This window comes from Pantoea sp. YR525, assembly GCF_900116775.1.
GTDB lineage: Bacteria > Pseudomonadota > Gammaproteobacteria > Enterobacterales > Enterobacteriaceae > Pantoea > Pantoea symbiotica.
This window is the reverse complement of the sequence record NZ_FPBU01000002.1, coordinates 424,483-442,391: the sequence shown is the minus strand read 5'-3', so window position 1 is coordinate 442,391 and position 17,909 is coordinate 424,483. Positions and strand designations below refer to the sequence as shown.

The 17,909-nt window shown below is 57.1% G+C and carries 13 protein-coding genes and 1 tRNA gene; 10 read left to right on the top strand and 4 right to left on the bottom strand.

Annotation, left to right across the window (positions count from 1 at the left end; translation table 11 throughout):
• The first annotated feature begins 543 nt into the window (after positions 1–543).
• From BM323_RS05555 to BM323_RS05515, 9 genes are all read left to right on the top strand, one after another.
• Positions 544–807: a PAAR domain-containing protein gene (locus BM323_RS05555; protein ID WP_008107517.1), complete on the top strand. Its 264-nt coding sequence runs from the start codon at positions 544–546 to the stop codon at positions 805–807.
• Positions 807–2,246 (top strand): hypothetical protein, encoded by a 1,440-nt coding sequence (locus BM323_RS05550; RefSeq protein WP_139221400.1) that lies wholly within the window; start codon positions 807–809, stop codon positions 2,244–2,246. The genes BM323_RS05555 and BM323_RS05550 overlap by 1 nt, the downstream gene beginning before the upstream one ends.
• A complete protein-coding gene (locus BM323_RS05545; protein WP_008107522.1) occupies positions 2,246–5,626 on the top strand; it encodes an ImcF-related family protein in 3,381 nt (1,126 codons plus the stop codon). Before BM323_RS05550 ends, BM323_RS05545 begins: the two co-directional genes overlap by 1 nt.
• Entirely contained in the window at positions 5,626–7,197 is a 1,572-nt protein-coding gene (tssA, locus tag BM323_RS05540; protein ID WP_008107524.1) for a type VI secretion system protein TssA, read from the top strand. The genes BM323_RS05545 and tssA overlap by 1 nt, the downstream gene beginning before the upstream one ends.
• Positions 7,198–7,260: 63 nt before the next feature.
• Positions 7,261–9,015, top strand: a complete 1,755-nt coding sequence (gene tssF / locus BM323_RS05535; RefSeq protein ID WP_008107526.1) for a type VI secretion system baseplate subunit TssF — start codon at positions 7,261–7,263, stop codon at positions 9,013–9,015.
• Complete coding sequence (tssG, locus tag BM323_RS05530) at positions 8,979–10,046, top strand: type VI secretion system baseplate subunit TssG (RefSeq protein WP_008107527.1); 1,068 nt, start codon at positions 8,979–8,981, stop codon at positions 10,044–10,046. The genes tssF and tssG overlap by 37 nt, the downstream gene beginning before the upstream one ends.
• Entirely contained in the window at positions 10,024–10,560 is a 537-nt protein-coding gene (gene tssJ / locus BM323_RS05525; protein WP_008107529.1) for a type VI secretion system lipoprotein TssJ, read from the top strand. Before tssG ends, tssJ begins: the two co-directional genes overlap by 23 nt.
• Positions 10,557–11,012, top strand: coding sequence for a type VI secretion system baseplate subunit TssE (tssE, locus tag BM323_RS05520; protein WP_008107531.1), 456 nt, complete (start codon positions 10,557–10,559; stop codon positions 11,010–11,012). The genes tssJ and tssE overlap by 4 nt, the downstream gene beginning before the upstream one ends.
• Before the next feature lie 36 nt (positions 11,013–11,048).
• A complete protein-coding gene (locus tag BM323_RS05515; RefSeq protein WP_008107533.1) occupies positions 11,049–12,392 on the top strand; it encodes a VasL domain-containing protein in 1,344 nt (447 codons plus the stop codon).
• A 127-nt stretch (positions 12,393–12,519) separates the two neighbouring features.
• Here the strand turns inward: BM323_RS05515 and BM323_RS05510 are convergent.
• A tRNA-Ser gene (locus tag BM323_RS05510) sits at positions 12,520–12,607 on the bottom strand.
• 244 nt (positions 12,608–12,851) lie between these two features.
• Here BM323_RS05510 and phoA point away from each other — a divergent pair.
• Complete coding sequence (phoA, locus tag BM323_RS05505) at positions 12,852–14,258, top strand: alkaline phosphatase (protein ID WP_008107534.1); 1,407 nt, start codon at positions 12,852–12,854, stop codon at positions 14,256–14,258.
• A 43-nt stretch (positions 14,259–14,301) separates the two neighbouring features.
• Here the strand turns inward: phoA and gap are convergent, their stop codons facing one another.
• The 3 genes from gap to BM323_RS05490 all read right to left on the bottom strand — a co-directional run bounded on the left by gap (position 14,302) and on the right by BM323_RS05490 (position 17,744).
• The gene (gene gap / locus BM323_RS05500) at positions 14,302–15,309 is read right to left on the bottom strand and encodes a type I glyceraldehyde-3-phosphate dehydrogenase (RefSeq protein WP_008107537.1); all 1,008 of its coding nucleotides are present in this window, start codon (positions 15,307–15,309) and stop codon (positions 14,302–14,304) included.
• Positions 15,310–15,387: 78 nt separating this feature from the next.
• On the bottom strand, positions 15,388–16,368 hold the full coding sequence (locus BM323_RS05495; RefSeq protein ID WP_008107539.1) for a GlxA family transcriptional regulator: 981 nt from the start codon (positions 16,366–16,368) through the stop codon (positions 15,388–15,390).
• Positions 16,369–16,523: 155 nt separating this feature from the next.
• Positions 16,524–17,744: an acyl-CoA dehydrogenase family protein gene (locus tag BM323_RS05490; protein WP_008107541.1), complete on the bottom strand. Its 1,221-nt coding sequence runs from the start codon at positions 17,742–17,744 to the stop codon at positions 16,524–16,526.
• Positions 17,745–17,909 lie beyond the last annotated feature (165 nt).

Below are 17,909 nucleotides of genomic sequence, written 5' to 3'. Positions count from 1 at the left end.
GCGATTGGTTGCACAATTTCAGGGTTATTTCTTACATTGCTTGTGACAGTAAGTCCTGGTAAGGGATATAAAGTAATAAGATTTTTTATAATGTGAATTTTAACAACCCTATGCTTGATGTTTATCGCATACTATTATTGGCAATACTCACTTCATCTTACTCCTTTTGGTTGAGTATCTTACGTTATCGAAGTTAACTTTATAGCTAGCTGGTTTTATGGAGGGGGGATGCTTGGGTTTGTTTATCTGATAATGTTTTTATATGCAATTTTATCTAGCTGTATCATTGCGTTAATATATTGGATTCTTTCTGAGAGGGCTTATTTCAGTGTTTTAATAGTATGGTTTTTGTCGGTTATCTTCTCTTTCTTTTTTTTGGGCCTTCTCGAATATTATGGCATTCCAATAATTCGATAACCCATTTGAAATGAAAACCTTACTTACCCTTCGTTGGTTTTTTTAATGGGGCTTAATAATTTCGCATGGACAGTTATATTAAATTAGTCACCCACTCGTTCAGTAAATAAAGTATAGGTCATAATAATGGGCAAATTAGCAGTCGTCCTGGGAGATTCTACGTCCCACGGTGGCAAAGTCACATCTGCATCATCTACTTTCGATATTCAGGGGAAAAATGCCGCCCTGCTGCATGATACGGTGTCCTGCCCATTACATGGCACTAACCGTATTATCGAATGCGATATTGCATCTTATGAAGAAAATGGACGTGGGATCGTTATACATGGCTGCAAAACGAAATGTGGCTCGGTGGTTATCGCAACCCTGCCGGATATGGAGATCGGCTAATGGGATGGTCAGTACCGGAAGTGCCTGAGCGGACACCCGCCAGCGCATGTTCCCCGTGGATCTGTTTTTTTATTATTTTCTTTTGCGTATTAATCAGTGTTGCCTGGCTTTTGTTTTCTGGTTCAGTGGAAGATCGGTCTTCTCTCTCATCCGGAGCCTGGCTCCCGCTGGCCGCGACGATGCTGGTAAGTTCGATGGCAATCCTCACCCTGTATTTATTAGGGTGGGAAGTTCAGGCTCTGAAGGCATTTTACTGGAACAGCTGGCGACAGAATTTACATGCCGCCTGGCAGCAGCATGCCCATCAGCACCTGTGCGTTGTTAATCAGAGAAATTTAATGGTGAACTCTGATTTTGTCCCTCAGCTGACAGGTCTGGTCGCTAAAAATGACGCTATTGATAAATCCACCACATTGCTTGCAGGTGAAGCACTCATCCCCGGAATTTCACGCTTTGAGCAGCTTAGCCAGGCACTGCTCAAGCAGATAGCACCATCGTTAGCAAACTGGTATCCCAGCGGCGCACTAACTGTTGTTATTCAGACGTCTGCCGCATCACTGAAGCAGGAAAAGCAGCGTGTTGCGTCACTGTGGAAACAGCTTGCACTGCCGTGGACGCCCACCTTCCATGTGTTACCCGCCGAATTTGCTTTCGAATTCTGGAATAACCAGTTGCTGGCATCGCACAACCCGGTACTGATTCTGGCAATACATTATCGTCAGGTAAATGAAACCCTGGCTGAATTTGCCAGCGCACTATTACTCGCGCCTCCCTTACTGCTTTCTGCTGCTCAGCAACGAGAAGCCGTAAAGGTATTTCGGGCCATGCCGCTGCAAACCAGTGAACTCTCAGCCGAGCTAAAAGAGCTGAAAGAGATGAACCAGCAACCATCTGCATCTGTTGGGATGGTGTGGTTCAGCGGACTCACCGCCCCTCAGCGTCAGCAACTGACATCTGCCGTATTTGAGCTGCCGCTGTCTCTGCGCAGTTCAGCACCGATGGCGGGGCTCATTGATTTTGATGAAGGCTGCGATCGTTACGGCCACCTTGCAGGCTGGCTGATGTCCGTTGCGGCAATTGAAGCCGTCAATTACGACATGGGTAGCCAGTGGCTGGTGTGGGCCGATGATAAACAGGCCTGGACGATGGTGGCAGGCAGGCAAATGCCGCTGATGAACACTTCCCCCGAACGGGCGCAGGCTGCGCCTTTCCCTGCCGGTGGAATGATGCTGGCGGTGCTGCTTAATACTCTTCTTATCTGGTCTTTAGGTTTTGCCTTCCCGGTCTGGTTATTTTCGTGGTGGGGAACGATCACTTTACTGGCCGTACTTGGCGTGACCTTACCGGGTCTGGCATTCGCGTTACGAAAGGTGGTGGCCAGCGCGCTGCTGCCGGGATTTTTCCGTGCTGCCGGTGAGCATGAAAGGAATAAAAAATAATGAATAACTTCTTTCGTCTGCTGGGGTACGGGCTCGTTGCCGTGTCCGTTTTACTGCTTTTTTTATTCCTGCTATCCCAGCTAAAAGCCTTACCCGTTGAAGCAACCACCCGTCAGTTCTGGTTACCGTTGACGGGATTTGTTTTTCTCGCGTGCCTGATATGTACGGTGATTTTCTTCTTATTCAGTCCGTTGAATGCGGGCGTCCCGGTCAGGCCATCGGGTGACAAAAAAGAAGATATGCCTGCCTCTGCCACTGCTTCCACATGCCTGGCGAGCGATATGAGCAACTATCTTCGCTCACGCTACAACCTCTTCTGGCGCAGCAAAGTTCGTCTGCTTCTGGTGGTCGGCGACGACGCCGCGATCAGCCAGCTTGTACCGGGACTTGGCAAAAATGTGTGGATGGAGGGTAACCGTACGGTTCTTATTTACGGTGGTAGCCTCGATGCTCAGTTAGATAACGAAAAATACGCCGCGCTGCGCAAGCTGCGCCGCAGCCGTCCGCTGGACGGCATTGTGCTGGTTCAGGATTCAAATTCCACCCTGATACCACAAAAAAGCGATGCAGCGATGCGCTCGCTGGAGAAGATTGCCACCGCGCTGCGCTGGCGTGCGCCGGTGTGGATCTGGCAGCTTGATCACAGTGACTGGCCGCAGCCAGAACGTGAAAGCAACGCGGTAGGCTCTGTATTTCCAGCAAAAGCGCTACCGGAGAATATTATTCAACAGCTCGAAAGCCTGGTTGCTCCGTTACGTGAACGCGGTCTGGCTCAGGTGGAAGATAACATCAGCCACGACTGGCTGCTGCGTCTGTCGCAGCAGCTTGCCAGCGGTGAAAGTCAGGCCTGGCAGCAGCGCTTAGCGCCGTGGCTGGACCCGGCGCGTCGCAGTTTACTGCGTGGTCTGATGTTCAGCCTGCCGGAAGCAAAGCCTGCGCTGGACAGCGTGCATCCTCACGCATTATCCGACAGTGCGATCTGGCAGGGTATCGCGTCAGACCACGCCAGAGGTCGTCGTACCGGGCTGCCGTGGGAACAAACGCTGGCCTGGTCGATGATGAGCCTGATGCTGCTCGGCGGCGCGGGCATGCTGGCCTCCTCATTGTTCAACCGCCATCAGATTGTCAGCGCGGCGGATAAAGCTGAGGTACTGGTGAATTCAGCGAAGATTGATGATGCTCAGCTCATTGCGCTGCACGGCCTGCGTAACGATCTCGGTCAGCAGCAGCACTGGCTGGAGCACGGCGCGCCCTGGTATCAGCGCTTCGGCATTAACCACACGCAGCAGTTGCATGATGCGTTGCTGCCGTGGTACGGCGTTGCTGCACAGCGGCTGATCCACGAACCGGCGCGCATCGCGCTGGAAGAGAAGCTGACCTATCTGGCCAGCCTTCCCGCCGCCAGCCCACTGCGCGCCACGCTGGCGCAGCCGGGGTATAAGCAGTTAAAGGCCTGGCTGATGATGGCGCGCCCGGAGCGTGCCGAACCGGCGTTTTATGCGCAGACCATGGCGACCGTTCAGCCGGAATATCCAGGCATTTCAACGTCGTTGTGGCAGACGCTGGCCCCGGATTTGTGGGCATTCTATGCCGCGTCGTTGCCGTCGCAGCCGGGCTGGCGCATCAAACCCAATGCGTCGCTGCTGAGTCAGGTACGTCAGGTGCTGCTGCTGCAGACCGGCCAGCGCAACGCCGAGATGACGCTGTATCAGAACGTCCTGCGCGACGTGCGCCGCAACTACACCGACCTGACGCTGGAAGATATGACGCCGGGCACCGATATGCGCCGGCTGTTCAGCAGTGACGACAGAGTTCCGGGCGTGTTTACTCGCCAGGCGTGGGAAGGTGGCGTGCGCCAGGAGATTGAGAAAGCGGCCAACACCCGGCGCGATGAAATCGACTGGGTGCTCAGCGACAGCCGCAGCGCGGTGCCGCAGGAGATTTCCCCGGAGGCGCTGAAGGCGCGGTTAACTGAGCGCTATTTCAGGGACTTCGCCTCCAGCTGGCTGAATTTCCTCAACGGTATCAGGCTCAATCCGGCACAGAACATTGCTAACGTTACGGACCAGCTGACGCTGATGAGCGACGTGCGCCAGTCACCGCTGATTGCACTGATGAACACGCTGGCGTGGCAGGGCCAGACCGGCCAGCAGCGCGAGGCGCTCTCCGATACGCTGATTAACTCGGCCAAAGACCTGATCGGCCAGAAAGACAAGCCGGTTATCAGCCAGAAAGCCACCGGCCCTGAAGGGCCGCTGGATGTCACCTTCGGCCCGCTGCTGGCGCTGACCGGCAAAAACAGCGGCTCGCAGCTGATGGCCGCCGACAGCAGCCTGACGCTGCAAACCTACTTAACCCGCATCACCCGTGTGCGCTTACGTCTGCAGCAGGTCGCCGCCGCGCCCGATCCGCAGGAGATGCTGCAAACGCTGGCGCAGACGGTGTTTCAGGGCAAAAGTGTCGATCTGACCGATACCCAGCAGTACGGCAGCCTGATGGCGGCGAGCCTCGGCGAAGAGTGGAGCGGCTTTGGCCAGACGATGTTCGTGCAGCCGCTGACGCAGGCGTGGGAAACCATCCTGCAGCCGTCGGCGGTGAGCCTGAACGCGCAGTGGCAGCGCTCCATCGTGGAAAACTGGCGCACCGCGTTTGACGGACGCTATCCGTTCGCGGCGGGACAAAGTGACGCGTCACTGCCGATGCTGGCGGAGTTTATCCGCCGCGATGCCGGGCGTATTGACAGCTTCCTCAGCAGCCGCCTCGGTGGCGTACTACAGAAAGAGGGCAGCAGCTGGGTGCCGGATGCGGCACACAGTCAGGGACTGACCTTTAATCCCGCTTTCCTTAAGGCGGTCAATCAGCTGCGCGAGCTCTCCGATATTCTGTTTACCGATGGCACCCAGGGCATCAGCTTTGAACTGCAGGGGCGCGCTGCGCCGGAGGTGATTGAAACCCAGCTGATGCTCGACGGCCAGCCGCTGCGCTACTTCAACCAGATGGCGACGTGGCAGGCGATGCGCTGGCCGGGCGACAGCCTGAAGCCGGGTACGTTGCTGACCTGGACCGGTGTGAAAAGCAGTGCACAGATTTACGGCGATTATCCTGGCACCTGGGGCTTTATCCGCTTGCTGGAGCAGGCAAAACGTGAACGTCTCGATCGCAGCCGCTGGCTGCTGAGCTTTACCACGCCGGATAAGCGCACGCTAACGTGGGTGCTGCGCACGCAGATGCGCGACGGCCCGCTGGCGCTGCTGCGTCTGCGGGGCTTTACGCTGCCAACGGAGATTTTCAGCGTGGATGCGGCCAGCGCTTCCGAGGCGATGGCCTCGCGCGAAGCGGTTATGGATGACGTCAGTACTGACATGGAGGGAGCAGAATAATGAGCGCAATGACCGAACTGGTTCTTGCCTGCGGCGTGGATGCGTCCACGCTGAGAACCGATGCACAACAGCGTCGCAGCGACTGGGCGCGCTGGCTGGAACCCATCAGTAAAGCGTTGCCCGCCGGAGACGATCCGGCGTATGACGATCAGTTTATGCAGATCCGCGAAGAGGTGAACAAGCTTTCCGGCTTTGATACCGACGCCATCGCCCGCCTGTCGGAATCGTTGCTGACAACCGTGAGCAAGGATATCCGGGTTATCACTTTTTACGCGTGGGCGCGCCTGCATCAGGACGGCGAGCAGGGGCTGGCGGAAGGGCTGGAACTGCTGGCCGCCGCGCTGCATAAGTTTGGTGGAAAGCTTCATCCACAACGCAGCCGCAGTCGGCAGGGCGCGCTGGCCTGGCTAGGCAGCGCCAGAATGCTCGACAGCCTGACGTTATGGCCGGAAGCCGATATCGCGCGGGTTTGCCGCATTAGCGGTGCATTGCTGCTGATTGAAGATGCACTCAATGAAGATGAACGCAACGGGCTTCAGCCGCTGTTGCGCGCGCTGGAGCTGCGTTTAGCTCAGAACGGGGGTGCCAGCGCGATGGTGCCACTCAACAGCCCGACACATACGGACGTGGATGATTCGTCGCTTGCTGAACTCGCGCCGGTTAACTCCGGTGAAACGTTGAAGGCACAGGCAAAGGTGTTGGCAAACTACCTGCGCGAGCAGCCCGGCGGCTGGCTTTCCGCCCACCATCTGATGAAAAGCGTACGTTGGGATACCATCCTCAATCTTCCCGCGCTTGGAACCGGCGGCAATACGCGTCTGCCGCCGCCAAAACCCGATCACCGTGCGCACCTTAAGCGCCTGTATCTGCAGCAAAGCTGGACGGAACTGCTGGAACTGACGGACTCGCTGTTTGCGCAGGCCATCAATCACGTGTGGTTCGATCTTCAGTGGTACGCCTGTGAAGCGCTGAATCGTCAGGACAAGGGCGCGGCGCTGGCGAACATTGTGCAGCAGGATTTGCATGGACTTTTATCAAGGCTGCCGGGACTGGAAACGCTCTCGTATTCAGACGGCACACCGTTTGCCGATGAGGTGACGCGCAACTGGATCGCGCAAAAAGTGATGAGCGACGTGGGCTTTGCGGAGAGCGACACGCTGGTTGCCGGACCTGACAACGACATCCTGTCCCTGGAAAACGAGGCGGTGGATAAAGCGGAATCGGAAAGCGTGGAAGCCGCACTGGCGTGGCTGCAGATGCGTCCGGGCACCAATAGTTTGCGAGATCAGTGGTTAATACGTCTGCTAATGGCGCGAGTGTGCGAGCAATTCGGTAAAAGTGAAATGGCGCTGTATCTGCTGGATGAACTCAATCAGCATGCCGGCGCACTGACGCTTGCGCAGTGGGAACCAACCTTATTATTCGAAGTGCGCGCCCGGCGGCTGAAGCTGCTGCGTGCCCGAGCCGCGCGCAGTGAAAGTGAACGCACGCGCATCCAGCCGGAAATGGACTCGCTGTTATCCGGCCTCATCACGCTTGACCCGGTCAGGGCCTCCATCCTCTGCAGCTGACTTCTGCTTTTTAACTTCCTGTTGCCTGACTGGTTCGGGCTGCACATTACTGATGTGAATACCATGGACGATTTAACCCTGCGTTATTACGACGCTGAAATGCGCTACCTGCAAGAAGCGGGCGAAGAGTTTGCCCGCGCCCATCCTGAACAGGCAGCGATGCTCAATCTCGACAAAGCTGGCGCGCGCGATCCCTACGTTGAACGACTGTTCGAAGGCTTTGCTTTTATGGTCGGTCGCCTGCGTGAAAAGCTCGACGACGACCTGCCAGAACTGACCGAAGGTCTGGTCAGCCTGTTGTGGCCGCACTATCTGCGCACCATTCCGTCCATGTCGGTGGTGGAATTCACGCCCGACTGGCGCGAGATGAAGGAGCCGATGCGGCTGGCACGCGGCTTTGAAGTAATCTCACGTCCGGTGGGTGAAAAAGGCACGCGCTGTCGCTACACCACCACACGCGACGTGCAGGTGCTGCCGCTGGCGCTGGAGTCGGCAAAATTAACCACCGATGCCGCCGGACGTTCAGTTGTTCGCCTGCGCTTTAACGGCGGTGCGCTGGCCGACTGGAGCCGTATCGACGTCAGCCGCATTCCGCTCTATCTCAACGCCGATGCGCCGCTGGCCTGTGCGCTGCACGAAGCATTAACGCTTAACGTCGCCAGCATCGCACTGCGTTTGCCGGGCGAAACCGACAGCCGCCGCTTCGACGGGCACTTCAGCGCGCAGGGCTTCAGCGAGGAAGATCGGCTGTGGCCGGGCGATGAGGGCAGCTTTAGCGGCTATCAGCTGCTGCTGGAATACTTCACCTTCCGCGAGAAGTTTATGGCGGTGAATCTGCGCGGTCTGGAGCAGGTGGCGCTGCCCGCATCGCTGCCGTGGTTTGAACTCGATGTGGTGCTGGCACAGCGCTGGGAGCATGATTTTCAGTTCAGCGAAAAACATCTGCGCCTCAACGCCGTGCCGGTGATTAATCTGTTCGCGATGGAATCCGATCCGCTGATGATCAACGGATTACAGACCGAATACATGCTGCGCCCGATGCGCGTGCAGGACGGTCACACCGAAATCTACTCGGTGGATTCGGTGATCTGCTCGAAAAATCAGCCTTACGTGCCATTCAGCAGCTTCCGCCACAAAGGCGGCATGCTGCGTCATGAAGCGCCGGAGCATTACTTCCACACGCGCGTGCGGCGCGGGCCGTCCGGGCTGCACGAAACCTGGATGATCCTCGGCGGCGAAGCCTTTGATAATCACAGCCTGCCGGAAAACGAAAGCCTGTCGGTGAGCGTCACCGGCACCAACGGCCAGCTGCCGCGTCGCGCGCTGCAGAGCACGCTGCTGGATACCGCCGTGAGCAGCACCGACGTGGCGATGCAGGTGCGCAACCTGTGCGCGCCGACGCTGCCGTGTTACCCGCCCAATCGTGACCGCTTCCACTGGCGCGTGCTGAGCCATCTCGGTTCGAGTTTTCTGTGGATGATGGATAACGCCGAGGTGCTGCGCGGCACGCTGGCGCTGTACGACTGGACGCACAGCGAAATGAATCGCCGCCGCCTGGACGCCATCCTGCACGTCTGCCACAAAGAGACCGAACGCTTTGAGCAGGGTTATCTGCTGCGCGGCGTGCAGATCGAAATCACTCTCGACAGCAGCGGCTTTGCCGGCAGCGGCGATATCTGCCTGTTTGGCGAAATGCTCAGCCGCTTCTTCGCGTTGTATACCGATATCCACCTGTTTAACCGTCTGATTTTAATCCTGCAGCCAACCGGAGAGCGCCTCGAATGGGAAGAGAAGCACAATCGCCGCATCTCCGGCTGACGCCCCGGCTGGAGCAGGAGCTGACGCGGCTGAACTTTTACCGCCTCTGCCAGCTGATTGAACATCAGCATCGCGATAAGCCGCCGCTCGGCAGCACCAGCAAACCGCAGAACGATGCGGTGCGGCTACTGCCGCATCCCGGCATGGGGTTTCCGGCAGGTGAGCTGAAAGCGGTTGAATACAATGAAACTGATGCCGCTGCGCCGCCGGTGGTGCGCACCACGTTTTTGGGTTTATACGGCGTGGATTCGCCGCTGCCGGGAAGCTATATCGATGACATCACCCAACGCGACGAAGGGCATGAAGCGCTGCAGGGCTTTCTCGATATTTTTAACCACCGCATCCTGACGCAGTTTTATCGCATCTGGCGCAAATACTCGTATCCGGCAACTTTTGAAGCAGGCGGCGGCGACAGCACGTCGCAATCGCTGCTCGGGCTGGTGGGATTGGGCATTCCCGGCACCTGCAAGCATATCGCCACGCCGGTTTCACGCTTTCTGGCGCTACTCGGCGTCATGCGTCAGCCGGGCAGAACGGAAGAGGGCATTCGCGCGCTGGTGCGTTTGCTTGCGCCGAACACCTCGGTGACAGTGCAGCCGCACTGTCTGCGTCCGGTGCCGGTTAGTCATCCGCTGGAATGCGAGTTCGTACTGGATGGCAACGCGCCGCTCGGCGATGAAGCGATGGATGCCAACAGCCAGCTGCTGATTGAACTGCAAACCGCCTGCGCGGATGAGGCCACGCGCTGGCTGCCGGACGGCCAGCTGTATCAGGATTTTCTGGTGATGCTGCGGGTATATCTCGGCTGGCGCTACCGGGCGCGTATTCGATTGTGTCTGGAGACGCAGCTGCTGGCACCGCCGGAACTCGGCGATGCGCCGTTCTGGCTCGGCATGACCGGCGTGCTGGGCGCGGACGAAGCATGCAGCGACATCCCCCAAACTTTTACTACTGAACTGGGTTGCTATGCAGGCATGCGCCCGGTCAAACCCTGCGAGGAGCAGCGACGTGTCAGTTACCACTTCGATTAAATTTATGATTTGCAGCGCACTGTTGCTGCTTGGCGGCTGCGGTTTGCAGCAGAAAGTCACCGATGGATCCGTCGCGGCGTTTGACGCGATTTTCTACAAGCAGATTAAAATCCTGCAACTTGATTTCAGCGCGCGTGAAAGCCTCAACAGCGACAGCCGCGAGCATAATCCGCTGTCGCAGCCGGTGATGGTGCGCGTGTTCCAGCTCAGCGAGCGCAAAGCGTTTGACGGCGCGGTGTATCAGCAACTGACCGGCGATGCGGCGGACGTGCTCAAAGCCGAACTCCTCGCCGATCGCGATGTGGTGCTGACGCCGGGCGGCGACGTGTCGCTGAATATGCCGATGGAAAAAGAAGCTAAATTTGTCGCGGTAGTCGCGCTGTTCCAGCAGCCGGATATGGCGAAAAACAGCTGGCGGCTGGTGCTGGAGCGCAATGATTTGGATCCGGATAAAGCGCGCGTGATTGAGTTAAGCAGCAACAGCCTGCGCCTGATCAGCGAGGAAAAACCATGAGTGGCGGCAATCATCAACCTTCGCTGTATGAGCTGTTGAAAGGCAGCTTCGCGGGTGGGCTGGAGCTGGACCGAGTGAAGGAACAGGATCAGGTGATCCTCTCCGTGCTCGATAACATGCAGCGCATCCTCAATACTCGCGCCGGATCGCTGTCGCATATTCCCGATTACGGCCTGCCCGATATGACGCGTATCCTGCAGGGCATGCCCGGCACCGCACACCAGTTGATGCACACACTTTCCGGCGTGCTGCTGAAATATGAGCCGCGCCTGAAGCGCATTGATGTGGTGTTACTCGAACAGAGCATGCCCGGCGAGTTGCGCTATGCCATTGATGCCGAACTCAAAGAGGGCGGATTGGTGCGCTTCGGCACCGAATTTATGCCGGAAGGGCGCGTGATGATCCGCCATATGAAGCAGCAGCAGTATCTGGATGCCAGGGCATCTGTTTAATTTTTTTGCCTGATTAGGGCTTTTTGGAACACAGCAATGACTTCATCTCAACCTCGGTTTGTTAAAACCGGCGGCGATCCGCGTGCGTTTGCGGAATATGCTGCGCTGCGTCAGGAAATGCAGAAGCTGTCACATCCTGCGCGCCCGGATGTCGATTGGCCACATGTATCCGCGCTCTGTTTAACGCTGTTCGAAAAAAACGGCGTCGAATTACAAAGTGCCGTTTGGTACACGCTTTCGCGTGCGCACACGGCAGGAACGGCAGGTATGACGGAAGGCCTGGCGGTGCTGGTAGCATTGATTACCCGCGATTGGCCGACGTTATGGCCGCAGCCAGCGCACGCACGCATCGAACTGCTGGCAGGGCTGAGCCGTCGGTTGCAACAATTCCTGCGTACTCAAACGATAACCGAAGCAGACTTAACGGCGCTGAGCCAGGCGGCGCGCTTACTCAGCGAAGCCGGCGATCATCTGCAACGCCTTGAACTGCGTCAGCTTAGCCAGCTTGATCCGCTCCTGGACCGCATCCGCAGTGCGGTGGTAATGCTGGAACACTGCGAGGTATCAACGCCTGATGCCGTGGACAAGCTGCCTGAAGTCGTTCCGATTGACAAGCCCGCACTGGCGTTAACAAGTGCAGAAGTCAGCGGCTGGGTGTATGTTCCGTCTCCGGATGCGCCTGCACCCGATTTGTGGCGGCTGCGCCGTCGGGCGTTTATCAGTGGCGTGGGCGCAACGCTGCTGAGCGTGTCGCTTATCATCGCCGCCACTTATGTTGTTGAGCAAAATACTGAGAAGGGCTTACCGTTGCAGCAGGAATCACTGGCTTCGGTATCGCCAATCCCTGCGCCTCTGACACCGGAAAGGATTGCTGAACTGGAGGCTAATCCACCTGAATGGCTGAACAACGGTGCATGGCTGGAGCAAACACAGCAGCAACTAAACTGGCTGCAGGGCGCAGCGCCGGACTGGAATCTGCAGCACGGTAATGCGCTGGTGATGCAGGCCAGCCTGTTATTGCCTGATTCGGACGCTGTTAAAACGATGAGCGCGCGCTGGAACAAGCAACTCAAGGCGGCAGCCCTGCCTGCTGAGAAAATGCAGGGATGGCAGCAGGGCATGGAGCAGCTAAACATGTTGTCGCAGCGCCTGAACGGACTGGATGAGAAGCGCGGCAAATATCTGACGGTGAGCGAACTGAAAACGGCAGTCTATGATATGACGCAGGCGTTCAACGGAACGGTGCCACTGGAAGAAGAACTGCGCGTGTTGCAGCAATCAGGTGGTGACGTTCCACAACATCAATTAGCACAAGCGGAAATGCACTTGAAGCAGCTTATCGCCAGTTATCAAGAGGTGGCCACATCTTCAAGAGAGTAATATTGAGCAAAATCCGCGGGCTAATTTGCTTTTGCCAGCTGTTAAATTAGGCGGGGGTTCGAATCCCCCTCTCTGTAGAACAGGCAAAAAAAAGCCTGAACTTTCGTTCAGGCTCTTCTTTAGAATGTGGCGGTGAGAGGGGGATTCGAACCCCCGATACGTTGCCGTATACACACTTTCCAGGCGTGCTCCTTCAGCCACTCGGACACCTCACCACATTTTTTTGTCAACCGCGCTGGGTCAACGGGGCGCTACTATAGGGAGATCGCTGAAAAGGGTCAAGTGCTATTTTCTCCTTTTGTTCTATTCGCTTAAGCTCTGAGCGTATTGCCGTTAGCCTGTTCACAATGGCGATTCTGTCATCAAATCATTCCCTTTCTGTCACAAAAATGTCACCGCACTGTCGCAGACTTGTCCGCGGAAACATTTGGTTATATCTATGGATAAGGATGCTTATAAATGAAACAGATACCTCTCTTTACGGTTACGCTGCTGGCTTCGCTGATCGCGACATCAGCAGTGGCAGGAGATGCACAATATTCCCGCGCCGCTACCGGCGATGTCACCGAACACGGCGGCGCGCGTCGTCTCACTGGCGACCAGACCGAAGCGCTGAAAGCGTCATTAAGCAATAGCACGGCGAAAAACGTGATTCTACTGATTGGTGACGGCATGGGTGATTCGGAAATCACCGCCGCGCGTAATCAGGCGCGTGGTGCAGGCGGCTTTTTCCCCGGTATTGATGCGTTGCCGCTAACCGGTCAATACACGCACTATTCATTAGATAAGAAAACCCACAAGCCAAATTACGTGACGGATTCCGCCGCCTCAGCCACCGCGTGGGCCACCGGCACCAAATCCTATAACGGCGCAATTGGCGTCGACGTGAACGGCAAAGATCAGGTGACGATTCTTGAGCTGGCGAAAGCCGCCGGTAAAGCCACCGGCAACGTCTCCACTGCTGAACTGCAGGACGCCACGCCAGCTGCCCTGATTGCCCACGTCACCTCGCGCAAATGCTACGGCCCGGAGAAAACCAGCGAGTTGTGTCCGGCAAACGCGCTGGAGCAGGGCGGTAAAGGATCGATTACCGAGCAGATGCTGAAAACCCGTGCGGACGTTACGCTGGGCGGCGGCGCGAAATCTTTCGGCGAAACCGCCAAAGCCGGCGAGTATCAGGGCAAAACCCTGCGCGAACAGGCTCAGGCGCTGGGCTATCAGTGGATTGATAATCTGGATGGCATGAACGCCATTCAACAGGCCGACCAGAGCAAACCGGTGCTTGGCCTGTTCGCCGACGGCAATATGCCGGTGCGCTGGCAGGGACCGAAAGCCAGCTATCACGGCAACATTGATAAGCCGGTGGTGACCTGTGAAGTGAATAAAGAGCGTCCAGCTTCGGTACCGACGCTGGCGCAGATGACTAAAAAAGCTATCGACCTGTTGAGCACCAATGAGAAAGGCTTCTTCCTGCAGGTGGAAGGCGCGTCGATTGATAAGCAGGATCATGCGGCTAATCCATGCGGTCAGATTGGTGAAACCGTCGATCTGGATGAAGCGGTGCAGCAGGCGCTGGCGTTTGCACGCGAGCATGGCGACACGCTGGTGGTGGTGACCGCCGATCACGCGCACAGCAGCCAGATCGTGGAAAACGGCACCAAAGCACCGGGCCTGACGCAGGCGGTGAACACCAAAGATGGTGCAGTGATGACCATCAGTTACGGCAATTCAGAAGAGGATTCGCAGGAGCACACCGGCACGCAGGTGCGTATTGCAGCGTATGGCCCGCATGCAGCCAATGTGGTGGGCTTGACCGATCAGACCGATCTGTTCTTTACCCTGAAGGATGCGATGGGGTTGAAGTAACGGCGTTATTGGTGAGAAGGTCGCCATTAATGGCGACCCTACCTTACAAGCCGCGTTTTGCCATCAAGCGGGCTAAATCCACCAAACGGTTCGAGAAGCCCCATTCGTTATCGTACCAGGCAAGGATCTTCACCAGATTGCCGCCAATCACCAGCGTAGAAAGCCCATCAATAATCGATGAACGGGCATCGCCCTGATAATCGCTCGATACCAGCGGCTCATCGCTGTATCCGAGAATCCCCTTCAGCGGACCTTCTGCCGCCGCTTTAAAGGCGTCGTTCACCTCTTCTGCTGTCACATCGCGTTTCAGCGTCACGGTTAAATCCACAATCGAAACCACCGGCACCGGCACGCGCAGGGAATAGCCGGTCAATCGACCATCCAGCTCCGGAATCACCCGACCGAGCGCCTTCGCCGCACCGCTTGAGTAAGGCACAATCGACAGCGCCGCCGCTCGCGCACCGCGCAGATCTTTCTCTGGCTGGTCGTGTAGCACCTGGCTGTTGGTATAAGCATGCGTGGTGTTCATTAAACCGTGCTCGATTCCAAACGCCTGATGCAGCACCGCCGCCGCTGGCGCTAAGCCGTTGGTGGTGCAGCTGCCGTTACTCACAACAAAGTGCTGCTGCGGATCGTAACGCTGATCGTTGACGCCCAACACAATTGTCAGGTCATCGTTCTTGCCCGGCGCGGAGATAATCACGCGTTTCGCGCCACCGCTGGTGATGTGTACGGCGGCTTTGTCACGTTCGGTGAAGAAGCCGGTGGCTTCAATCACGATATCCACGCCGACATCGCGCCAGCGAATATTCGCCGGATCGCGCTCGCTGAACACCCGCACCGCTTTGCCATCAATGCGCAATTCGCCTTCGCCGGCTTCTACTTCCGCCGGTAATCGGCCGAGCAGGGAATCGTGCTTCAACAGATGCGCGAGAGTTTTACTGTCGGTGAGGTCGTTGATGGCGACGATTTCAATATCATCGCTGCCCAACGCTGCACGAAAAACGTTACGTCCGATACGGCCAAAGCCGTTAATGCCGATCTTAGTCATGGTTGACTCCTTTTCCGAAGATGCTGGAGTCACTCTAAGCCGACGACGCAGTGGCGTAAACGCCAAAAAAGGATCACTTTACGCCAATTTTCTGCAGTGAAAGCGTTGGCGATATTCGCCCGGCGTGAGATGCAGTTGGCGCTCAAAGCTGCGGCGTAAATTGATGCTGCTGCCGAAGCCGGTATGTTGCGCGATGCGATCCAGCGTGTCGTTGCTTTGCTCCAGCTTTTCACGCGCGGCGGCGAGGCGCGCTTCGGCCACATAACGTGCGGGCGGCGCGCCGGTTTCACGGGTGAACACGCGGGTGAAGTTGCGCGGGCTCATGGCAACGCGCTCCGCCAGCTTCTCCACCGACAGATCGTCGGCGAGGTTGGCACGGATCCAGCGCTGCAGTTCACCGATCGGGCCAATGCCGCTCGGCGTTTGCAGATGAAAACGGCTGAACTGCATCTGTCCGCCGGGACGACGCAGATACATCACCATATCCTGCGCGATATCGCGCGCCACGCTAAAGCCGAAATCCTCTTCCACCAGCGCCAATGTCAGGTCAAAACCCGAGCTGACGCCACCGGAGGTCCAGATCGGTCCGTCCTGAATAAATAGCGGGCCGCCTTCCACCTGAATCTCTGGATAGCGCGATTGCAAGGTATCGAGTAAGCGCCAGTGCGTGGTGGCACGGCGACCATCCAGCAATCCGGATTCCGCCAGCAGCATCGCGCCGCCACATACCGACACCACGCGTCGCGCCTGCGGAGCCGCCAGCTTAATGAAATCGACCACCATGTTGCCTTCTTCCGCGCTGTCGCCGCGTCCGGTGATCATGATGGTGTCCCACGCGCTGCGCGGATCGAGATCGGCCAGTTTAAGGTCGGCTAATAGATTGAGGCCGGATTGGCCGTGGATCACCTGATGTGATTGAGTGGTGGCGAGGCTAACGCGATAGCGTTGCTGATCAACGCCAGCCGGTAGATGCTGGTTGGCGCGCATCAGGATATCGGCGATACCCGCCGCTTCAAACAGCATGCCGCCGTCGGGCACAATAATCAGAAAGGTTTTCATGGCGTGAAATGGATTTATTGACGGAATAAGCCGGAGTGTCTCATGAGGCAGGGATTAACGCCATGCATACCAGGTCGCCATGAATGGCAACCCTACAAAATCGTAGGGTGCGCATTCATGCGCACCTGGTTAAATGGTCACCATAAATGGCGATCTTACGCTACGCCGATGCGCCACTGCTCGGGCGGCAACGTGCCGTTCACGGCGAAATCGCCGACGATGCGATCCTTATAGATGCGCGGATTGTGCGAAGAAAGGGTGCGCACGTTGCGCCAAAAGCGGTCAAGCGCCAGCGGTTTCAACGTGGCCGACGCACCCAGCGCATCAAACAGCGTCGAGCTGGCGTTGAGTAACAAATCGCTCACCACATTCAGCGACTGCGACACTTCCAGTTCGGCAATCGCCACCGCGTGGTTCTCGTGATCCTGATCGCCGCTGAAGTGGGCGTCATAGGCACGTTGCAGCGCGCTGGCGGCGTGCAGCACAATCGCGCCACTGCTGTAGGCCGCGCCACGCAGGCGTCCAACCACCTGCAAAATCTGCGCATCCTGCGCGGCACGCGGCGCATTACCGTTGCTGTATGTGCGCGTGCGTGAAGCCACCTGCTGCGCCACTTCGCCGCTCTGCGCGCGGCCTATGCCGGCCAGTGTCGCCAGATGAATCAGCTGATAAAACGCCGGTGAATACCTGAAATGAATCTCTTCATTGATGTCATCGGCGGCGATCGCCACGTTAGCGAAAATTGCCGTGCCGCTGGCGGTCAGGGTTTGGCCGAAGCCGTTCCAGTCGTCGAGCACCGTCACGCCTTCTGCGGTGCGGGAAACCGTCACCGATACACCTTTGCCGTTTTCATCGGTGATGCCGATATCAATCCAGTCAGAATAGAGCGAGCCGGTGGTGTAAAACTTGCGGCCATTAAGACGCCAGGATTCGCCGCTGCGCGCAATGTGCGTGGAGAATTCAGACTGGCGCGCATCGCCGGTTTCGCTCCATGCGGGCCCGACGATTTCGCCGCGTCCGAGCCGCGTCAGCCACTTGTCACGAAACGGGCTGCTGCCGCTGTTCAGCACGTTTTCCACAAAGCCGAGATGACCGCGAATCGATTGCACCAGATTGGAATCCGCCTCGCCGAGCTCAATCAGCAGTGCGAACAGCTCAGGCAGCGTCGCGCCCAAGCCGCCATGGCTCTCCGGCACGCGCAGTGCGGTGAAACCGCCTTGTTTCAGCCACGCAATTTGCTCCAGCGGCAGTTGACGCTGCAGCTCACGCTCAATCGCGCCCGCGTGTATTTTCTGGAACACCGGACGGAAACGCTCCGCCAGCTGTTCATAACGGGATGACGGGCCAGCTCCCCAACCTGATTCGATGTGCGACATGACGTTTCCCTCCAGCGTAGAAATTTTCATTACTATGTCATCGCCATCGGGCGCAAATTAATGCTTTTTCAGCGTAAGCTATTTCACCAAATAACTAATCGCTGCTTATTTCACTATATGGAACAAATAATTCAATTCTGCATATTCACTGCCACTATTGTTATT

Bases quoted from the DNA above. Each gene is read 5' to 3' on its own strand.
- BM323_RS05555 (WP_008107517.1), top strand. From the start codon at position 544: ATGGGCAAATTAGCAGTCGTCCTGGGAGATTCTACGTCCCACGGTGGC.
- BM323_RS05550 (WP_139221400.1), top strand. From the start codon at position 807: ATGGGATGGTCAGTACCGGAAGTGCCTGAGCGGACACCCGCCAGCGCA.
- BM323_RS05545 (WP_008107522.1), top strand. From the start codon at position 2,246: ATGAATAACTTCTTTCGTCTGCTGGGGTACGGGCTCGTTGCCGTGTCC.
- tssA (WP_008107524.1), top strand. From the start codon at position 5,626: ATGAGCGCAATGACCGAACTGGTTCTTGCCTGCGGCGTGGATGCGTCC.
- tssF (WP_008107526.1), top strand. From the start codon at position 7,261: ATGGACGATTTAACCCTGCGTTATTACGACGCTGAAATGCGCTACCTG.
- tssG (WP_008107527.1), top strand. From the start codon at position 8,979: ATGGGAAGAGAAGCACAATCGCCGCATCTCCGGCTGACGCCCCGGCTG.
- tssE (WP_008107531.1), top strand. From the start codon at position 10,557: ATGAGTGGCGGCAATCATCAACCTTCGCTGTATGAGCTGTTGAAAGGC.
- BM323_RS05515 (WP_008107533.1), top strand. From the start codon at position 11,049: ATGACTTCATCTCAACCTCGGTTTGTTAAAACCGGCGGCGATCCGCGT.
- phoA (WP_008107534.1), top strand. From the start codon at position 12,852: ATGAAACAGATACCTCTCTTTACGGTTACGCTGCTGGCTTCGCTGATC.
- gap (WP_008107537.1), bottom strand. From the start codon at position 15,309: ATGACTAAGATCGGCATTAACGGCTTTGGCCGTATCGGACGTAACGTT.
- BM323_RS05495 (WP_008107539.1), bottom strand. From the start codon at position 16,368: ATGAAAACCTTTCTGATTATTGTGCCCGACGGCGGCATGCTGTTTGAA.
- BM323_RS05490 (WP_008107541.1), bottom strand. From the start codon at position 17,744: ATGTCGCACATCGAATCAGGTTGGGGAGCTGGCCCGTCATCCCGTTAT.